This window comes from Pseudomonas sp. LBUM1668, assembly GCF_059695715.1.
On record NZ_CP166787.1, the window covers coordinates 1,735,250 to 1,750,090 of the forward strand.

Here is a 14,841-nt window from a genome sequence, read left to right on the forward strand (position 1 = left end):
GCGGAATGTCCGCTGGACGCAGTCTTGCGTAGCTCAGCTACGCAAGCAGCAGTCACAGGTGGCGCGGCACTCATCACGAGCGCAGCGCCGAATGCGCAGTACCTAACGAAGACGGTAAAAAGCATGAATCTTCACGAGTATCAGGGTAAGCAGCTGTTCGCTGAATACGGCCTGCCAGTTTCCACTGGTTACGCAGTAGACACCCCAGAAGCAGCAGCAGAAGCTTGCGACAAAATCGGCGGCAGCGAGTGGGTTGTCAAAGCCCAGGTCCACGCCGGTGGTCGCGGTAAAGCGGGCGGCGTCAAGCTGGTTCGCAGCAAAGAAGACGCCAAAGCCTTCGCACAGCAGTGGCTGGGCAAGCGTCTGGTGACTTACCAGACTGACGCCAATGGCCAGCCAGTCACCAAGATCCTGGTTGAATCGTGCACTGATATCGCTAAAGAGCTGTACCTGGGCGCTGTCGTTGACCGTTCGAGCCGTCGCATCGTGTTCATGGCTTCCACCGAAGGTGGCGTGGACATCGAGAAAATCGCTCACGACACTCCAGAAAAAATTCTGAAAGCCACTATCGATCCACTGGTTGGCGCTCAGCCATTCCAGGGTCGCGAGCTGGCATTCCAGTTGGGTCTGGAAGGCAAGCAGGTTGCTCAGTTCGCCAAGATCTTCGTAGGTCTGGCCAAGCTGTTCAAGGATCACGACCTGGCTCTGCTGGAAGTGAACCCGCTGGTGATCAAGGCTGACGGCGATCTGCACTGCCTCGACGCCAAGATCAACATCGACGCCAACGCAATGTACCGTCAGCCTAAGCTGAAGACTTTCCACGATCCGTCGCAAGACGATCCGCGCGAAGCGCACGCTGCCAAGTTCGAACTGAACTACGTAGCGCTGGAAGGCAACATCGGCTGCATGGTCAACGGTGCTGGCCTGGCCATGGGTACCATGGACATCGTCAACCTGCATGGCGGCAAGCCAGCCAACTTCCTCGACGTAGGTGGTGGCGCTACCAAAGAACGCGTAACTGAAGCGTTCAAGATCATTCTGTCCGACACCAACGTCGCTGCAGTACTGGTCAACATCTTCGGCGGCATCGTTCGCTGCGACATGATTGCCGAAGGCATCATCGGCGCTGTGAAAGAAGTCGGCGTGAAAATCCCGGTTGTTGTTCGCCTTGAAGGTAACAACGCTGAGCTGGGCGCTAAAGTACTGGCAGAAAGCGGTTTGAACATCATCGCTGCTACCAGCCTGACCGACGCTGCTCAACAAGTTGTCAAAGCTGCGGAGGGCAAATAATGAGCGTCCTGATCAATAAAGACACCAAAGTTATCTGCCAGGGTATTACCGGTTCGCAAGGTAGTTTCCACACCCAGCAAGCCATCGAATACGGCACCAAGATGGTTGGTGGTGTAACTCCTGGTAAAGGCGGCACCGAGCACCTGGGTCTGCCAGTGTTCAACACCGTGAAAGATGCTGTTGCTCAAACTGGCGCCACCGCCAGCGTGATCTACGTTCCAGCTCCTTTCTGCAAGGACTCGATCCTGGAAGCGGCTTTCGGCGGCATCAAGCTGATCGTCTGCATCACCGAAGGCATTCCTACCCTGGACATGCTGGACGCTAAAGTTAAGTGCGACGAGCTGGGCGTAGTCCTGATCGGCCCTAACTGCCCAGGCGTGATCACCCCAGGCGAATGCAAGATCGGCATCATGCCAGGTCACATTCACTTGCCAGGCAAGGTCGGTATCGTTTCGCGTTCCGGCACCCTGACCTACGAAGCTGTGAAGCAGACTACTGACGCCGGTTTCGGTCAGTCGACTTGCGTCGGCATCGGTGGTGACCCGATCCCGGGTTCGAACTTCATCGACATCCTGAAGCTGTTCCAGGAAGACCCGAAGACCGAAGCGATCGTGATGATCGGTGAGATCGGCGGTTCGGCTGAAGAAGAAGCTGCTGCCTACATCAAGGCACACGTGACCAAGCCGGTTGTTTCCTACATCGCTGGTGTGACTGCTCCTCCGGGCAAGCGCATGGGCCATGCTGGCGCAATCATCTCTGGCGGCAAAGGCACTGCAGACGAGAAGTTTGCTGCCCTGGAAGACGCAGGCGTTAAAACCGTGCGTTCGCTGGCAGACATCGGCAAGGCTTTGTCCGAGCTGACCGGTTGGGCTGTCAAGTAAGCCTCGCGCTTAGCTGACGCTTTACCAGGCAAAGGCCACCTTCGGGTGGCCTTTGTTGTTTCTGGCATATGAGAATCATGAAGGCCTTTGTGGCGAGGGGATTTATCCCCGTTGGGCTGCGAAGCGGCCCCCTTGCTAATGACCGCAGTCAGTCAGGTATCTTCATTGAGATTTTTTGGGGCTGCTGCGCAGCCCAGCGGGGATAAATCCCCTCGCCACAGGTTTCCAGTGGTGAAGCAAGGATTTGGTTTTGAGCCACACATTACTGAGTATGAAAAATAGATACGTAAACGCGACACAGAAACGTCGGGTATCGGATAGTTCGCCCTCAAACAGTGCGTTTGTCAGGCAAATTCGTTAGGCTAGCAGCCATTTTTGCGTCTGCCGCCCACAAGGCATGCACCGCGCGTTACGGGTCAGTCCCATACGGATCGACAGCATTTCCCTAATCCCACAGGGCAATCCCCCTCTAAATTCCGATTCAGTAGTGTGGTATTTCCTTAATGAAAGTTTTGAAAGGTCAGGACATCCTGGCACTTGGTTTTATGACATTTGCCCTGTTTGTTGGGGCCGGTAACATCATCTTCCCGCCTATCGTTGGCTTGCAGGCCGGACCTCATGTCTGGATGGCGGCGCTGGGCTTTTTGATCACCGCGGTCGGTTTGCCGGTGATTACCGTGGTTGCACTGGCCAAGGTCGGTGGCGCGATGGATGCCCTGAGCAGCCCGATCGGCAAAATTGCCGGTGGCGTGCTGGCTGCCGCGTGCTACCTGGCGGTCGGCCCGTTGTTCGCTACCCCGCGTACGGCGACCGTGTCGTTCGAGGTGGGCCTGGCGCCGTTGACCGGCGAGAGCCCGTTGGCGCTGTTCCTCTACAGCTCGGTTTATTTCCTGCTGGTGTTCTTCATCTCGCTGTATCCGGGCCGTTTGCTGGATACCGTTGGGCGCTTCCTCGCGCCGTTGAAGATCATTGCGCTGGCCGTGCTGGGCATCGCTGCCTTCGCCTTGCCGGCCGGTGATATCGGTCACGGCACGCCGGAGTACGTAGCGGCGCCGTTCTCCCAGGGTTTCATCAATGGTTACCTGACCATGGATACCCTCGGCGCACTGGTGTTCGGTATCGTCATCGTTAACGCGATTCGCTCCCGTGGCGTCGAGTCGCCAGCGCTGATCACCCGTTACGCGATCATCGCCGGGCTGATTGCCGGTGTCGGTCTGGCGCTGGTGTATGTCAGCCTGTTCCGTCTCGGTTCGGGTAGCCATGAAGTGGCCGTCGGTGCCACCAACGGCGCGGCGGTATTGCACGCTTATGTGCAACATACCTTCGGCTCGTTGGGCAGCGGTTTCCTTGCGGTGCTGATCTCGCTGGCGTGTCTGGTGACGGCGGTGGGTTTGACCTGCGCCTGTGCCGAGTATTTCAGCCGTGTGCTGCCACTGTCCTACAAGACGCTGGTGATCATCCTGGCGGCGTTCTCGCTGCTGGTGTCCAACCTCGGGCTGACCAAGCTGATTGCGTTCTCGATCCCGGTGCTGACCGCTATCTACCCGCCGTGCATCGTGTTGGTAGCGCTGAGCTTCTGCAAAGACTTCTGGCATGAGCATGGCCGCATCCTCGGCCCGGTGATGCTGGTGTCGTTCCTGTTCGGCCTGATCGACGCGCTGAAAGGTGCCGGTCTCGCCGACGGGCTGCCGTCGCAGCTTTCCAACCTGCCTCTGAGCGAGCAGGGTCTGGCCTGGCTGGTGCCGTGCGTGATGACTCTGGTGGTCGCGGTGGTTTGCGATCGCCTGCTGGGCAAGCGTAGCGAAGCCATTGCCTGACGTCGTCTTCTGACCTGCCACAAGCGGGTCATGAACGCTTAAACAGAAATGCCCCGTATCAATCGATACGGGGCATTTTTTATGGGCATCAGGCAGTGTCTTTTTCCCTGAGCTAACGTCGAAGGGTTGCACAGGTTTTAGGTAGGAGTGAGCCTGCTCGCGATCACGGTGGCACATCCAGAACAGATGTGACTGACAGACCGCTATCGCGAGCAAGCTCACTCCTACAGGTATCGTGTTCACACATCACAAGGAACCGCATGTCGTTCATCCAGGCCAATCTGATCCATCTGCTCGCCGCACTCTGGTTTGTCATCTGCTGGGGCGGCTATACCCGATACGCCAGCTGGAAGGCTCGCGACACCGCGTGTCTGGCCAGCGTGCTGCACTTGTACCGCGAAGACTGGATGCGCCGCATGTTGCTGCGCGACAACCGCATCGCGGACGCCAGCGTGATCGGCAACCTTGAGCGTAACGCCTCGTTCTTCGCTTCCAGCACCCTGATCATCCTCGCCGGTATTCTCACCGTGCTGGGCGCATCCGATCGCGCGGTGTCATTGCTGGCGGATATTCCAATGGTGCAGCAGGCCTCACAAGGCATGTCCGAGATCAAGTTGCTGTGCCTGGCAATGGTATTTGTCTACGCGTTTTTCACGTTCAGTTGGTGCATGCGCCAGTACAACTTTGCGGCGATTCTGGTGGGCTCTGCGCCAATGATCGGTGAGCGCCAAGTCTCGGAGCTGGAGCGCAAAGCCTTCGCTTCGCGAGCGGCGCGAGTGATTTCAATGGCGGCCAACCAGTTCAACTTCGGCCTGCGCTCGTACTACTTCGGCATGAGCATGTTGGCGTGGTTTGTCAGCCCTTGGTTGTTCATGCTGATGAGTGCCGGAGTGGTCGTCGTCTTGTACCGCCGCGAGTTTCATTCCGACGTTCTCGATGTCATGGTCTATACCCCTACAGAGGCGCCCATTCCCGAGGCGAGCAAAGAGGTTGTTTCATGAGTATTCCGTTCTGGTGTGTGTTTATCAGTGCCCTGTTGATTTATATCGCGCGCCTGCCGGTGGGCAAGGCCATGAAAGAGCAGGGCGGTTATAACAACCACTTGCCGCGTCAACAGCAGGCACAGCTGACCGGTTACGGTGCGAGGGCGCTGGCGGCGCACCAGAACAGCATCGAGGCGTTCATATTGTTCGCAGTGGGAGTGCTGATGGCGCACACCACGCAAACGGCGGGATGGCTGATCGATACATTGGCGATCATTTTTGTCATCGCGCGGATCATCTACCTGTGGCTCTACCTGGCTGATAAGCCTGCGTTGCGCAGTCTGGTCTGGCTGGTCGGTTTAGTGTGCTCGTTGTTGCTGATGATTAGTCCGACTTTTAGAACTGTCCTGCTCTAAGGCCGTATTGGCGGTAAATCACAGACAAAAGAAAACCCGCACTTGGCGGGTTTCCTTTTTTCACACCAGAAAGCGAATTACTGCTTTTTGGCGGCTTCTTCTTGTGCAGCTGCGTTCGATTCAGCCTGAGCTTTGGCAGCTTCGGCGTTTTCTTTCGCAGCGTCGTTCACTTTATCCTGAGCTTTGTTCATGTCTTGCTGAGCTTGTTCAGCATGTTGGTTTGCATCTTGAGCTTTGTCCTCGGATTTTTTATCGCAGGCAGCGAGACCGAGGGAAGCGGTCAACATCAAGGCAATAGCTAAAGTCTTACGCATGGGGTGTTTCTCCTTATGGAAAATAACTACTGGCCTTAAGAACTCAGCGCCGAGGGTTAAGTTCCTCATTTGTTTCAGATATATAAGATCTTTTTTCAGTGGAACTTTTACGGTTTTTCCTACTACTGGCAAAAGGCTCTAACGAGAGTAATTATCATATGGCTGAAAACCCCGTTTTTGAGCGTGCGACGCGATTTCTTTCGGCGTTGCGCCACTGCCAGGTCCTTGGGTTGCAAGTGCACAGCGCCTCTGCCGATGGGCTCACGGTGATCCTGCCATACAGCACGAAAATCGTCGGCAACCCGCAGACAGGCGTGATACACGGTGGCGCTATCACTTCGTTGATGGACACTGCATGTGGCATGTCCACCCTATGCGTGCTGCCAGAGTTCGAAGTCTGCCCGACCCTCGATCTGCGCATCGACTACATGCACGCCGCAGAACCCGACAAAGACGTTTACGGCTTCGCCCAGTGCTATCGAGTGACGACCGATGTGATCTTCGCTCGCGGCTTCGCCTACCAGGATGATCCCGAGCAACCGATTGCCCACGTCGTTGGCACTTTCATGCGCATGGGCAAAAACATCAGGGGCACCAAGGGTTTTGGTGGCGCTATCAGGGGGGAGGGCCAATGAGCGACGACCTCAAGCTTCAGTTGCAGCGGGCCCATGCGCAGGGCGACTACGCGCCGCTGCTCAAGTTGATTCCGTACGCCGGGCTGATCGGCATCGAGTGCTCACGCGTGGGCGATGACTTGCTGTTCAAGCTGCCGGCGAACAAGGACAACATTGGTAACCCTTTATTGCCGGCGATTCATGGCGGGGTGATTGCCGGGTTCATGGAACTGGCCGCAGCCCTGCATTTATTGATTTTCACCGGGGCACCGGGCGTGCCGAAGATCATCGATTTTTCCCTCGATTACCTGCGCGCCGGGCAGTTTCGCGACACTTGGGCCAGGTGTCAGGTCTGTCGCCAGGGGCGGCGGGTGGCTAACGTTGCCATCACGGCGTGGCAAAGTACCGAAAGCGAACCGATCGCCACTGCTCGGGCGCACTTCAAAATCGATGAGCCCTTGAAATCCTGAACACTGCCCCAAACTCAGATGACAACCCGCCGCAGACCATTTCGGGTCGCGGCCACTGCCATCTGATTGGAGTTTGATGACCATGAGTGTGGAAACTCAAAAGGAAACCCTGGGCTTCCAGACCGAGGTGAAGCAACTGCTGCACCTCATGATCCATTCGCTGTATTCCAACAAGGAAATCTTCCTTCGCGAATTGATCTCGAACGCCTCTGACGCTGTCGACAAGCTACGCTTCGAAGCCCTGGCCAAGCCTGAGTTGCTCGAAGGTGGCGCAGATCTGAAAATCCGTGTGAGCTTCGACAAGGACGCCAAGACCGTCACCCTCGAAGACAACGGTATCGGCATGAACCGTGACGATGTGATCGCCCACCTGGGGACCATCGCCAAGTCGGGCACCGCCGATTTCATGAAGAATCTGTCGGGCGATCAGAAAAAAGATTCGCACCTGATCGGCCAGTTCGGTGTGGGCTTCTACTCAGCCTTCATCGTTGCCGACAAAGTTGATGTGTACAGCCGTCGCGCCGGAACTGACGCCAGCGAAGGCGTGCACTGGTCGTCGAAAGGCGAGGGCGAGTTCGAAGTCGCCACCATCGAAAAACCAGAACGCGGCACCCGCATCGTCCTGCACCTCAAAGCTGCAGAAGACGAGTTCGCCGATGGCTGGCGTCTGCGCAACATCATCAAGAAGTACTCCGACCACATCGCTTTGCCGATCGAGCTGCCGAAAGAAGTCACGGCTGCCGAAGGCGAAGAGGCGCCAGCGCTCGAGTGGGAAACAGTCAACCGCGCCAGTGCTCTGTGGACCCGTCCGCGCACCGAAGTGAAGGACGAGGAATACCAGGAGTTCTACAAGCACATCGCCCACGATTTCGAGAACCCGCTGGCCTGGAGCCACAACAAGGTTGAAGGCAAACTCGAATACAGCTCGCTGCTGTACGTGCCGGCCCGCGCACCGTTCGATTTGTATCAGCGTGAAGCGCCGAAAGGCCTGAAGCTGTACGTGCAACGCGTGTTCGTGATGGATCAGGCCGAGTCGTTCCTGCCGCTCTATCTTCGCTTCATCAAAGGCGTGGTCGACTCCAACGACCTGTCGCTGAACGTGTCGCGGGAAATTCTGCAGAAAGACCCGATCATCGACTCGATGAAGTCGGCGCTGACCAAGCGTGTGCTCGACATGCTGGAAAAACTGGCGAAGAACGAGCCTGAGCAATACAAGGGCTTCTGGAAGAACTTCGGTCAGGTCATGAAAGAAGGCCCGGCAGAAGACTTCGCCAACAAGGAAAAAATCGCGGGTCTGCTGCGTTTCGCGTCGACCAACGGCGACGAAGGCGAGCAGATTGTCGGTCTGGCCGATTACCTGGCACGCGCCAAGGAAGGTCAGGACAAGATCTACTACCTCACCGGCGAAACCTACGCGCAGGTCAAAAACAGCCCACACCTGGAAGTCTTCCGCAAGAAAGGCATCGAAGTGCTGCTGCTGACCGACCGTATCGACGAGTGGCTGATGAGCTACCTCAGCGACTTCGACGGCAAGTCCTTCGTTGACGTGGCACGCGGTGACTTGGATCTGGGCAACCTGGACTCGGAAGAGGACAAGAAAGCCGCAGAAGAAGTCGCCAAGTCCAAAGAAGGTCTGGTCGAGCGTCTGAAAACCGCGCTGGGCGATTCCGTCGCTGAAGTGCGGGTTTCCCATCGTCTGACCGATTCGCCGGCCATTCTGGCCATCGGCGAACAGGACCTGGGTCTGCAAATGCGTCAGATCCTCGAAGCCAGCGGCCAGAAGGTGCCGGATTCGAAGCCTATCTTCGAATTCAACCCGAGCCACCCGCTGATCGAGAAACTCGACGGCGAGCAGAGCGAAGAGCGTTTCGGCGACCTGTCGCACATCCTCTTCGATCAGGCAGCCCTGGCCGCCGGCGACAGCTTGAAGGATCCGGCCGCTTACGTGCGCCGCCTGAACAAGCTGCTGGTCGAACTGTCGGTTTGATGAAGTTGTAAAAAAACCCGCTTCGGCGGGTTTTTTCATTCTGGTGTTCAAATAATCAGGAGTCAGAAATGAGCCAAGTCACAGTACGTTCCGTGATCTATCAGATTGATGGTCAACCTTATGAAGGTCGGCTTGCATTCGACGCCGAGCACAAAGGCGCGCGTCCGGGTTTGTTGATGGCGCCAAACTGGATGGGCGTCAGCGCTGGCGCTGAAGAAATCGCCAAGTCAGTGGCGGCCAAGGGCTACGTGGTGTTGATCGCTGATGTCTACGGTCAGGCCGTGCGTCCGCAGAACGCTGATCAGGCGGGTGCGGCGATGATGCCGCTCAAGGATGATCGCGCACTGCTGCGCACGCGTATGCAGGCTGCGTTCGAGCAGTTACAGACGCAGGGCGAAGCGGCAGTGGATACTTCGAAACTGGCGGTGTTCGGTTTCTGCTTTGGCGGCTGCTGTGCGCTGGATCTGGCGCGTACCGGTGCGCCGGTGAAAGCGGCAGTGTCGTTCCACGGCACGCTGGATTCACCGAATCCTGCGGATGCGCAGAACATCAAGGGTTCGGTGCTGGTGCTTCACGGCGCGTCCGATCCGTTGGTGCCGAAGGAGCAACTGCCTGCCTTCGAAGACGAGATGAACGCGGCGAAGGTGGATTGGCAATTGCTGAGCTACGGCGGTGCGGTGCACTCATTTACCGACCCGCACGCCAATGTGCCGGGCAAGATGATGTACGACGCGAAGACCGCCAAACGGGCGTTCAAGTCGATGCATGACTTGCTGGATGAAGTGTTCAGCGGCTGATTGTTTCAAGGTCAAAAGATCGCAGCGTTCGGCAGCTCCTACATTGATCCTGTATAGGAGCTGACGAAGGCTGCGATCTTTTGCTTTAACGTCTCAACGCGGTAACTCGATCCGCTCACTTTCCCCCGGCACCGTCGGCCATTCCCCGGCCGCCCATTTACGCCGAGCCTCATCAATCGCTGCCGGATCACTCGCAACAAAATTCCAGTTGATCCGCCTCGGTCCGTCCAGCGGCGCGCCGCCGAACACCACGGCGTGAACATCGCTCTCGGCAAACAGACTCATTTCTTCCCCAACCGGCAACACCACCAGCGCATGCGGTTCGACCGTTTCGCCGTTCAGTTGTGCATCGCCACTCAATACATACAGCGCCCGCTCTTCATGCTCTGTGGGAATCAGCAATGTGGTCGCTGTTTGCATCTTCACTTCGGCATACAACGTAGGAGAAAGCACCGGAACTGGCGATTCCAGACAAAAGCCTGACCCGGCAATCATCCGAATCTGCACGCCGAGGTTATCGCTGACCGGCAAGGTCGCTGCCGGGTGATGGCTGTAATGCCCCGGGCCTTGTTCATGATCCTTGGGCGAGGCCAGCCAGATCTGCAAACCGTGCATCGTGAAACTCTGATCCCACAGCGGCGCCGGCGTGCGTTCAACGTGAGCAATCGCGCTGCCGGCGGTCATCCAGCTGACATCGCCAGCGCTGACTACCTGATCAGAACCGAGGCTGTCCTTGTGCTGGAGTTGGCCTTCAAACAGATAGGTAAGCGTCGACAGACCAATGTGCGGATGCTGTCGGATGTTCATGCCTTTGCCCGTCGGATAAACCGTTTCGAGCATGTGATCAAAAAACACGAAAGGCCCGACGCTGCGGCATTTGGCTGACGGCAACGGGCGAAGAATCGGCTGGCCTTCGACGTCTTCGGCTCGCGGGCGGATGATCAGGGGTTGCGTGTCCATGGTGCATTCCAGGCTGAGCGGGTGATGCCAGAAGCATAACCCGCCGCTGGCATCAGGATGGTTATTGGCTGTCGAAGCCTTGTGGGGCATGGGTTTCGATGCTGACTTCGCTGGTGGTCATGAGCTTGTGGATCGGGCAACGGTCGGCGACTCGCAGCAGTTCCTCGCGCTGGGCGTCGGTGAGCACGCCTTTGAGGGTAAGGGTGACGTGCAGGGCGTATTTGCCTTTCTGTTCTTCACTGTTATCGCGTTTGACCTCGACACCCACGCCGGTCAGCGGGATGTCTTTCTTCTTCGCGTACATCTTCAGGGTCAGGGCCTTGCAGGCGCCGAGTGCGGCGTCGAAGTAATCGTGCGGCTCTGGCGCCGTGCCTTCGCCGCCGGCAGAGGCCGGTACGTCGGCGAACAATTCGTGTTCATCGATCTGGACAGTGTGACGAAAACCTTCAGCGGAGACGGTATTGACGGTAACGGTCATGTGAACCTCACTGGCAGCAGGAAAAGTCGTTCGATCAAAAAGACCTTGCAGTTATAGAGCATTCCCACCGACACGCGTTCCACTTTCCTGCGGGATGAACCCTTGGGGGCAGGGCGGGGTCTAGGCTATGCCTACTTGCCGGAGATTAATTGTGTCCCTGTATCGTTTGAGTCTTGCCTGTTTGCTGGTGCTTGCCGGTAGCGCCAGCGCCCGCGAATACACCTACAGCGATGCGCACCTGCACTACGTGGATTTTTTCCAGGAAACCGCCGGCATGCCGAAATTGCTGACGGCCATGAAGGAAAATTCCATTGAGCATGTGATGATTTCCGGCATTCCCGTGGCGAAAAAGTGGCACGAGGACGAACCGAAGCGCCCGCGCTATTACGCCGGTGATGATGCCGACGCCTATTGGTACAGCGCCACCGACGTGATCGTCGCTGATGCCGTGCAAAAACTGACGCCTGAGCAGCGGCCGTACTTTCATCCGTTCCTGTCAGGCTTCAACCCGAACGACAAGAATTCCGCTGCGCATATTCAGCGCATGCTCGAACTGTATCCGGGGCTGTGGCAAGGCATTGGCGAAGTGTTCACACGGCATGACGACCTGACGGCGCTGACGTCCGGAGACACGCCGCGCGCTAACAACGAGGCGATGACCAAGATTTATCATCTGGCGGCAGAAAACGATCTTCCGGTAATGGTGCATTCCAACATCACCTCCAAGCGTGAGAGAAATCCGCTGTACCTGCAGGAAATCGAACAACCGCTGCGTAATCACCCGCACACGCGGTTCATCTGGGCGCATGCCGGCACAAGTGCGGAAATACATCGGCACCAGACACAACTCGACTTTCTCCTGCCGACCCTCACGCGCATGCTCGAGGCATATCCGAATCTGTTCATTGATCTGTCGTGGAGCATGCTCACGCCGTATCTGCTGGATGACCAGGGCAAGCCACGCCCGGAATGGCTGGCGCTGGTTGAAAAATACCCAGAGCGCTTCATGCTCGGCTCGGATGTTGTAGGGCGATTCAACAAGCTCGGTGAGGAAATGCACAACTTCGCGCCTTTCCTTGATGCGCTTCCCGACGATGTTGCACAAAAGGTCGCTCGCGATAACTTCCTGGCGATATTGCCGCGAACAGCGCTCAAGTCCGGCAAATCGCGCTGAATCGTTAATGCCGAGGGTTAGAAGTATTAAGGCGTTTTGATATCACGTTTTCGTCTTACGCAAATTTCTGCCGGGCCGATACCTTCTAGAGCAACCCGCTGTAGGTTGATGCAGCGCTTCTGGAAGGAACCAAAGCAATGAGTATCCGTAGTCTCAATATTGCCCCGCGCGCCGGCCTCGGTTTTGGCCTGTTGGCGTTGATGGTGTTTGCCCTTGGGGCGTTCGCCCTGCTGCAAATGTCGAACATGCGCGCCCAGTCCGACGAGGTCGACAACAACTGGCTGCCGAGCGTGATGGCGGTCGGCGAGATGAGTCAGGACATGTTGCGCCTGCGCGCGCTGACCATGCGCCTGTTGCTCAATCGTGATCCGCAGGCATTGCAGCAGAATGTCGCCAAGCTCAATGACCTGCTCGGGGTACTGAATGAGGCCCAACAGCGTTATGACGTGCTGATCGTGCTGCCTGAAGAGCGCCAATTGTTTGATCGCTTCAAGGTGGCCGAGCAGCAATATCTGGAGCTTCAGGCGCAGGTCATGCAGTTGTCTGCGCAGAATCGGGTGGAGGAGGCGGCGCGCATTCTCAATGGCGAGATGAGCCCGTTGGCCGATGAAATCGCCGTACTTCTGCGTCAGCTGGTTGAACTGAACAAACACAATGCCAATCTCGCTACCGAGGCCGCGCGGCTGGTGTTCACTCATTCGCGGGTTTGGGTCGGGGTCATGATCGGCGTTACCGCGCTGATCACCATCGGTCTGGCGCTGTTGCTGACGCGCAGCATCGTATTGCCACTGGCGCAGTCCTTAGGTGTGGCGCAAGTGGTGGCCGGCGGAGATCTGACCGGCGACATCAACATCTCTGGCAAGGACGAGCCGGCGCGGTTGCTGCAAGCGCTCAAAAGCATGCAGCACAACCTGCGCGACACGATTCGGCAAATATCCGAGTCGTCCAGTCAGTTGGCTTCAGCGTCGGAAGAGCTGAGTTGCGTCACGGAAGACGCTACGCGTGGGCTGCATCAGCAGAGTCTGGAAATCGAGCAGGCGGCGACAGCGGTAAATCAGATGACCGCCGCGGTGGAGGAGGTGGCCAGCAATGCTGTGGCGACATCCGAGGCCTCGCGCGAATCCGATCGCATTGCCCAGCATGGCCGCCAGCAGGTGCAGCAGACCGTATCGTCAATCGAATCTCTCGCCGAGGACGTGACGGCCAATGCAACCCAGATGGAAGATTTGGCGCAGAAGGTTCATGGCATCAGCAAAGTGCTGGATGTGATCCGCTCGATTGCCGAGCAGACCAATCTGCTGGCGTTGAACGCGGCGATCGAAGCCGCACGGGCTGGCGATGCCGGGCGCGGTTTTGCAGTGGTGGCGGATGAGGTGCGGGCGCTGGCGCATCGCACTCAGCAGTCGACTCAGGAAATCGAGCAGATGATCGGTGGCATTCAGCAAGGTACGGATTCAGCGGTCGATTCGATGCAGCAGAGCAACGTGCGGGCGCGTGCGACGCTGGACCTGGCCAAGTCGGCCGGAACTGCGCTGGAGGAGATTGCCTCGGCGTTCACCTTGATCAACGAGCGCAATCTGGTGATCGCCAGTGCTTCTGAAGAGCAAGCGGCGGTGGCGCGGGAGGTGGATCGCAATTTGATGAATATTCGCGATCTGGCGATGCAGACGTCGGCGGGGGCGAATCAGACCAGTGCGGCGAGCCAGGAGTTGTCGCGATTGGCGGTGGATTTGAACAGCATGGTGGCCAGGTTCTCGGTCTAAATGCACCCTCCCGAAATATCCCTGTAGGAGCTGCGGCACGCTGCGATCTTTTGATCTTGAAAACAGGATCAAAAGATCGCAGCTTCGTTTCACTCGACAGCTCCTACAAGGGGTTGTGTCGTTGCAGAAATCGCAGGCAATAAAAAGCCCCACAATCGCGGGGCTTTTTTACATCGCGTCGGATCAGCTGCCTTTCACAGCCTTGCCGTTGACCGTACCGTCCTGGAGCATGATGTTGTACTCCTTGCCGTCGGTTTCAACTTGTTGCAAGCGAACCAGCAGGTAATCCCAGTCCTTGGCAAACCAAAGGACGGTGATGCGCTTGCTTTGTGTCGGGTCGCGTACGCGCTCGACCTTGATCGCATCGATCTTGCCTGCCTTGGTGTCGACTTTTTCCGAGCCAAGCACGCGGAAGTCATAGGTATCGATTTCGCCGTCATCGACCACTTGGTAGCTCATGGTCTTCTTGCCGGCGGCAACATCATGTTGCAGTGCCAGCTGATAAGTCGATTTGTCGACCATGCCACGGTTCAGCGGGATTTTCACCGCATCGCCACGGTCGGTGCCGGTGACCAGTTTGTTGGTCCAGTCGAAGTCCAGATCAGCCTTCTTGGCCTTGCCCAGACCGCCACGTTCGAAGTGGTAGGACTGCGGCAGCAGCGTGTCTTTGTCCAGGGTCAGGGTGCTGGTCTCAGTGAGGCTGGCGATCATCATCGACGCCTTGAAGCTGAGCGTCCAGACGCCTTTGGCATCCTTGGACAGGCTGCGTTCGGCAGTGCCGCTCATCGGCAGCTGTTTCCAGTCGGCGGTGTAGCTGGCGGAGAACGGTTGAAGGTCTGCCGCCTGCGCGAAAGGCAGGGCGAGCAGTGCGCAAGCAAATAGCAGGGCGCGACGCAT

15 protein-coding genes are annotated in these 14,841 nt (G+C 57.4%); 11 read left to right on the top strand and 4 right to left on the bottom strand.

The window, feature by feature from the left end:
* Positions 1-123 precede the first annotated feature (123 nt).
* The 5 genes from sucC (at position 124) to ACA061_RS07800 (ending at position 5,387) form a co-directional block, all read left to right on the top strand.
* The gene (gene sucC / locus ACA061_RS07780) at positions 124-1,290 is read left to right on the top strand and encodes an ADP-forming succinate--CoA ligase subunit beta (protein ID WP_007919879.1); all 1,167 of its coding nucleotides are present in this window, start codon (positions 124-126) and stop codon (positions 1,288-1,290) included.
* A complete protein-coding gene (gene sucD / locus ACA061_RS07785) occupies positions 1,290-2,171 on the top strand; it encodes a succinate--CoA ligase subunit alpha (RefSeq protein ID WP_042558294.1) in 882 nt (293 codons plus the stop codon). The genes sucC and sucD overlap by 1 nt, the downstream gene beginning before the upstream one ends.
* A gap of 503 nt (positions 2,172-2,674) precedes the next feature.
* Positions 2,675-3,988: a branched-chain amino acid transport system II carrier protein gene (gene brnQ, locus ACA061_RS07790; RefSeq protein ID WP_150601214.1), complete on the top strand. Its 1,314-nt coding sequence runs from the start codon at positions 2,675-2,677 to the stop codon at positions 3,986-3,988.
* A 260-nt stretch (positions 3,989-4,248) separates the two neighbouring features.
* Positions 4,249-4,989: a DUF599 domain-containing protein gene (locus ACA061_RS07795; RefSeq protein ID WP_150618445.1), complete on the top strand. Its 741-nt coding sequence runs from the start codon at positions 4,249-4,251 to the stop codon at positions 4,987-4,989.
* Positions 4,986-5,387 carry an MAPEG family protein gene (locus ACA061_RS07800; protein ID WP_150601216.1) on the top strand — a complete coding sequence of 134 codons (402 nt, stop codon included), beginning with the start codon at positions 4,986-4,988 and terminating at the stop codon, positions 5,385-5,387. Before ACA061_RS07795 ends, ACA061_RS07800 begins: the two co-directional genes overlap by 4 nt.
* A gap of 77 nt (positions 5,388-5,464) precedes the next feature.
* On the opposite strand, the gene ACA061_RS07805 is transcribed toward ACA061_RS07800, so the two are convergent.
* Positions 5,465-5,701, bottom strand: a complete 237-nt coding sequence (locus ACA061_RS07805) for a hypothetical protein (RefSeq protein ID WP_007959016.1) — start codon at positions 5,699-5,701, stop codon at positions 5,465-5,467.
* Positions 5,702-5,859: 158 nt separating this feature from the next.
* On the opposite strand from ACA061_RS07805, the gene ACA061_RS07810 reads away from it, so the two are divergent.
* The 4 genes from ACA061_RS07810 to ACA061_RS07825 all read left to right on the top strand — a co-directional run bounded on the left by ACA061_RS07810 (position 5,860) and on the right by ACA061_RS07825 (position 9,569).
* Positions 5,860-6,336 (top strand): PaaI family thioesterase, encoded by a 477-nt coding sequence (locus tag ACA061_RS07810; RefSeq protein ID WP_210553677.1) that lies wholly within the window; start codon positions 5,860-5,862, stop codon positions 6,334-6,336.
* Positions 6,333-6,785, top strand: a complete 453-nt coding sequence (locus ACA061_RS07815; protein ID WP_497301059.1) for a PaaI family thioesterase — start codon at positions 6,333-6,335, stop codon at positions 6,783-6,785. Before ACA061_RS07810 ends, ACA061_RS07815 begins: the two co-directional genes overlap by 4 nt.
* 82 nt (positions 6,786-6,867) lie before the next feature.
* A complete protein-coding gene (htpG, locus tag ACA061_RS07820; RefSeq protein ID WP_150618448.1) occupies positions 6,868-8,772 on the top strand; it encodes a molecular chaperone HtpG in 1,905 nt (634 codons plus the stop codon).
* A 68-nt stretch (positions 8,773-8,840) separates the two neighbouring features.
* Complete coding sequence (locus tag ACA061_RS07825) at positions 8,841-9,569, top strand: dienelactone hydrolase family protein (RefSeq protein WP_150618449.1); 729 nt, start codon at positions 8,841-8,843, stop codon at positions 9,567-9,569.
* Positions 9,570-9,662: 93 nt separating this feature from the next.
* Here the strand turns inward: ACA061_RS07825 and ACA061_RS07830 are convergent, their stop codons facing one another.
* Both ACA061_RS07830 and ACA061_RS07835 read right to left on the bottom strand, forming a co-directional pair.
* Positions 9,663-10,529 carry a pirin family protein gene (locus ACA061_RS07830; protein ID WP_150601221.1) on the bottom strand — a complete coding sequence of 289 codons (867 nt, stop codon included), beginning with the start codon at positions 10,527-10,529 and terminating at the stop codon, positions 9,663-9,665.
* Between the two features lie 61 nt (positions 10,530-10,590).
* Positions 10,591-11,007 (bottom strand): OsmC family protein, encoded by a 417-nt coding sequence (locus tag ACA061_RS07835; RefSeq protein WP_042558302.1) that lies wholly within the window; start codon positions 11,005-11,007, stop codon positions 10,591-10,593.
* 127 nt (positions 11,008-11,134) lie between these two features.
* Here ACA061_RS07835 and ACA061_RS07840 point away from each other — a divergent pair, with 127 nt between their 5' ends.
* The gene (locus tag ACA061_RS07840) at positions 11,135-12,181 is read left to right on the top strand and encodes an amidohydrolase family protein (RefSeq protein WP_497301062.1); all 1,047 of its coding nucleotides are present in this window, start codon (positions 11,135-11,137) and stop codon (positions 12,179-12,181) included.
* A 137-nt stretch (positions 12,182-12,318) separates the two neighbouring features.
* Positions 12,319-13,944, top strand: coding sequence for a methyl-accepting chemotaxis protein (locus ACA061_RS07845; protein WP_150618451.1), 1,626 nt, complete (start codon positions 12,319-12,321; stop codon positions 13,942-13,944).
* Positions 13,945-14,127: 183 nt separating this feature from the next.
* Here the strand turns inward: ACA061_RS07845 and ACA061_RS07850 are convergent, their stop codons facing one another.
* Complete coding sequence (locus tag ACA061_RS07850; RefSeq protein ID WP_042558305.1) at positions 14,128-14,841, bottom strand: DUF3108 domain-containing protein; 714 nt, start codon at positions 14,839-14,841, stop codon at positions 14,128-14,130.

Bases quoted from the DNA above. Each gene is read 5' to 3' on its own strand.
- sucC (WP_007919879.1), top strand. From the start codon at position 124: ATGAATCTTCACGAGTATCAGGGTAAGCAGCTGTTCGCTGAATACGGC.
- sucD (WP_042558294.1), top strand. From the start codon at position 1,290: ATGAGCGTCCTGATCAATAAAGACACCAAAGTTATCTGCCAGGGTATT.
- brnQ (WP_150601214.1), top strand. From the start codon at position 2,675: ATGAAAGTTTTGAAAGGTCAGGACATCCTGGCACTTGGTTTTATGACA.
- ACA061_RS07795 (WP_150618445.1), top strand. From the start codon at position 4,249: ATGTCGTTCATCCAGGCCAATCTGATCCATCTGCTCGCCGCACTCTGG.
- ACA061_RS07800 (WP_150601216.1), top strand. From the start codon at position 4,986: ATGAGTATTCCGTTCTGGTGTGTGTTTATCAGTGCCCTGTTGATTTAT.
- ACA061_RS07805 (WP_007959016.1), bottom strand. From the start codon at position 5,701: ATGCGTAAGACTTTAGCTATTGCCTTGATGTTGACCGCTTCCCTCGGT.
- ACA061_RS07810 (WP_210553677.1), top strand. From the start codon at position 5,860: ATGGCTGAAAACCCCGTTTTTGAGCGTGCGACGCGATTTCTTTCGGCG.
- ACA061_RS07815 (WP_497301059.1), top strand. From the start codon at position 6,333: ATGAGCGACGACCTCAAGCTTCAGTTGCAGCGGGCCCATGCGCAGGGC.
- htpG (WP_150618448.1), top strand. From the start codon at position 6,868: ATGAGTGTGGAAACTCAAAAGGAAACCCTGGGCTTCCAGACCGAGGTG.
- ACA061_RS07825 (WP_150618449.1), top strand. From the start codon at position 8,841: ATGAGCCAAGTCACAGTACGTTCCGTGATCTATCAGATTGATGGTCAA.
- ACA061_RS07830 (WP_150601221.1), bottom strand. From the start codon at position 10,529: ATGGACACGCAACCCCTGATCATCCGCCCGCGAGCCGAAGACGTCGAA.
- ACA061_RS07835 (WP_042558302.1), bottom strand. From the start codon at position 11,007: ATGACCGTTACCGTCAATACCGTCTCCGCTGAAGGTTTTCGTCACACT.
- ACA061_RS07840 (WP_497301062.1), top strand. From the start codon at position 11,135: ATGCCTACTTGCCGGAGATTAATTGTGTCCCTGTATCGTTTGAGTCTT.
- ACA061_RS07845 (WP_150618451.1), top strand. From the start codon at position 12,319: ATGAGTATCCGTAGTCTCAATATTGCCCCGCGCGCCGGCCTCGGTTTT.
- ACA061_RS07850 (WP_042558305.1), bottom strand. From the start codon at position 14,841: ATGCGTCGCGCCCTGCTATTTGCTTGCGCACTGCTCGCCCTGCCTTTC.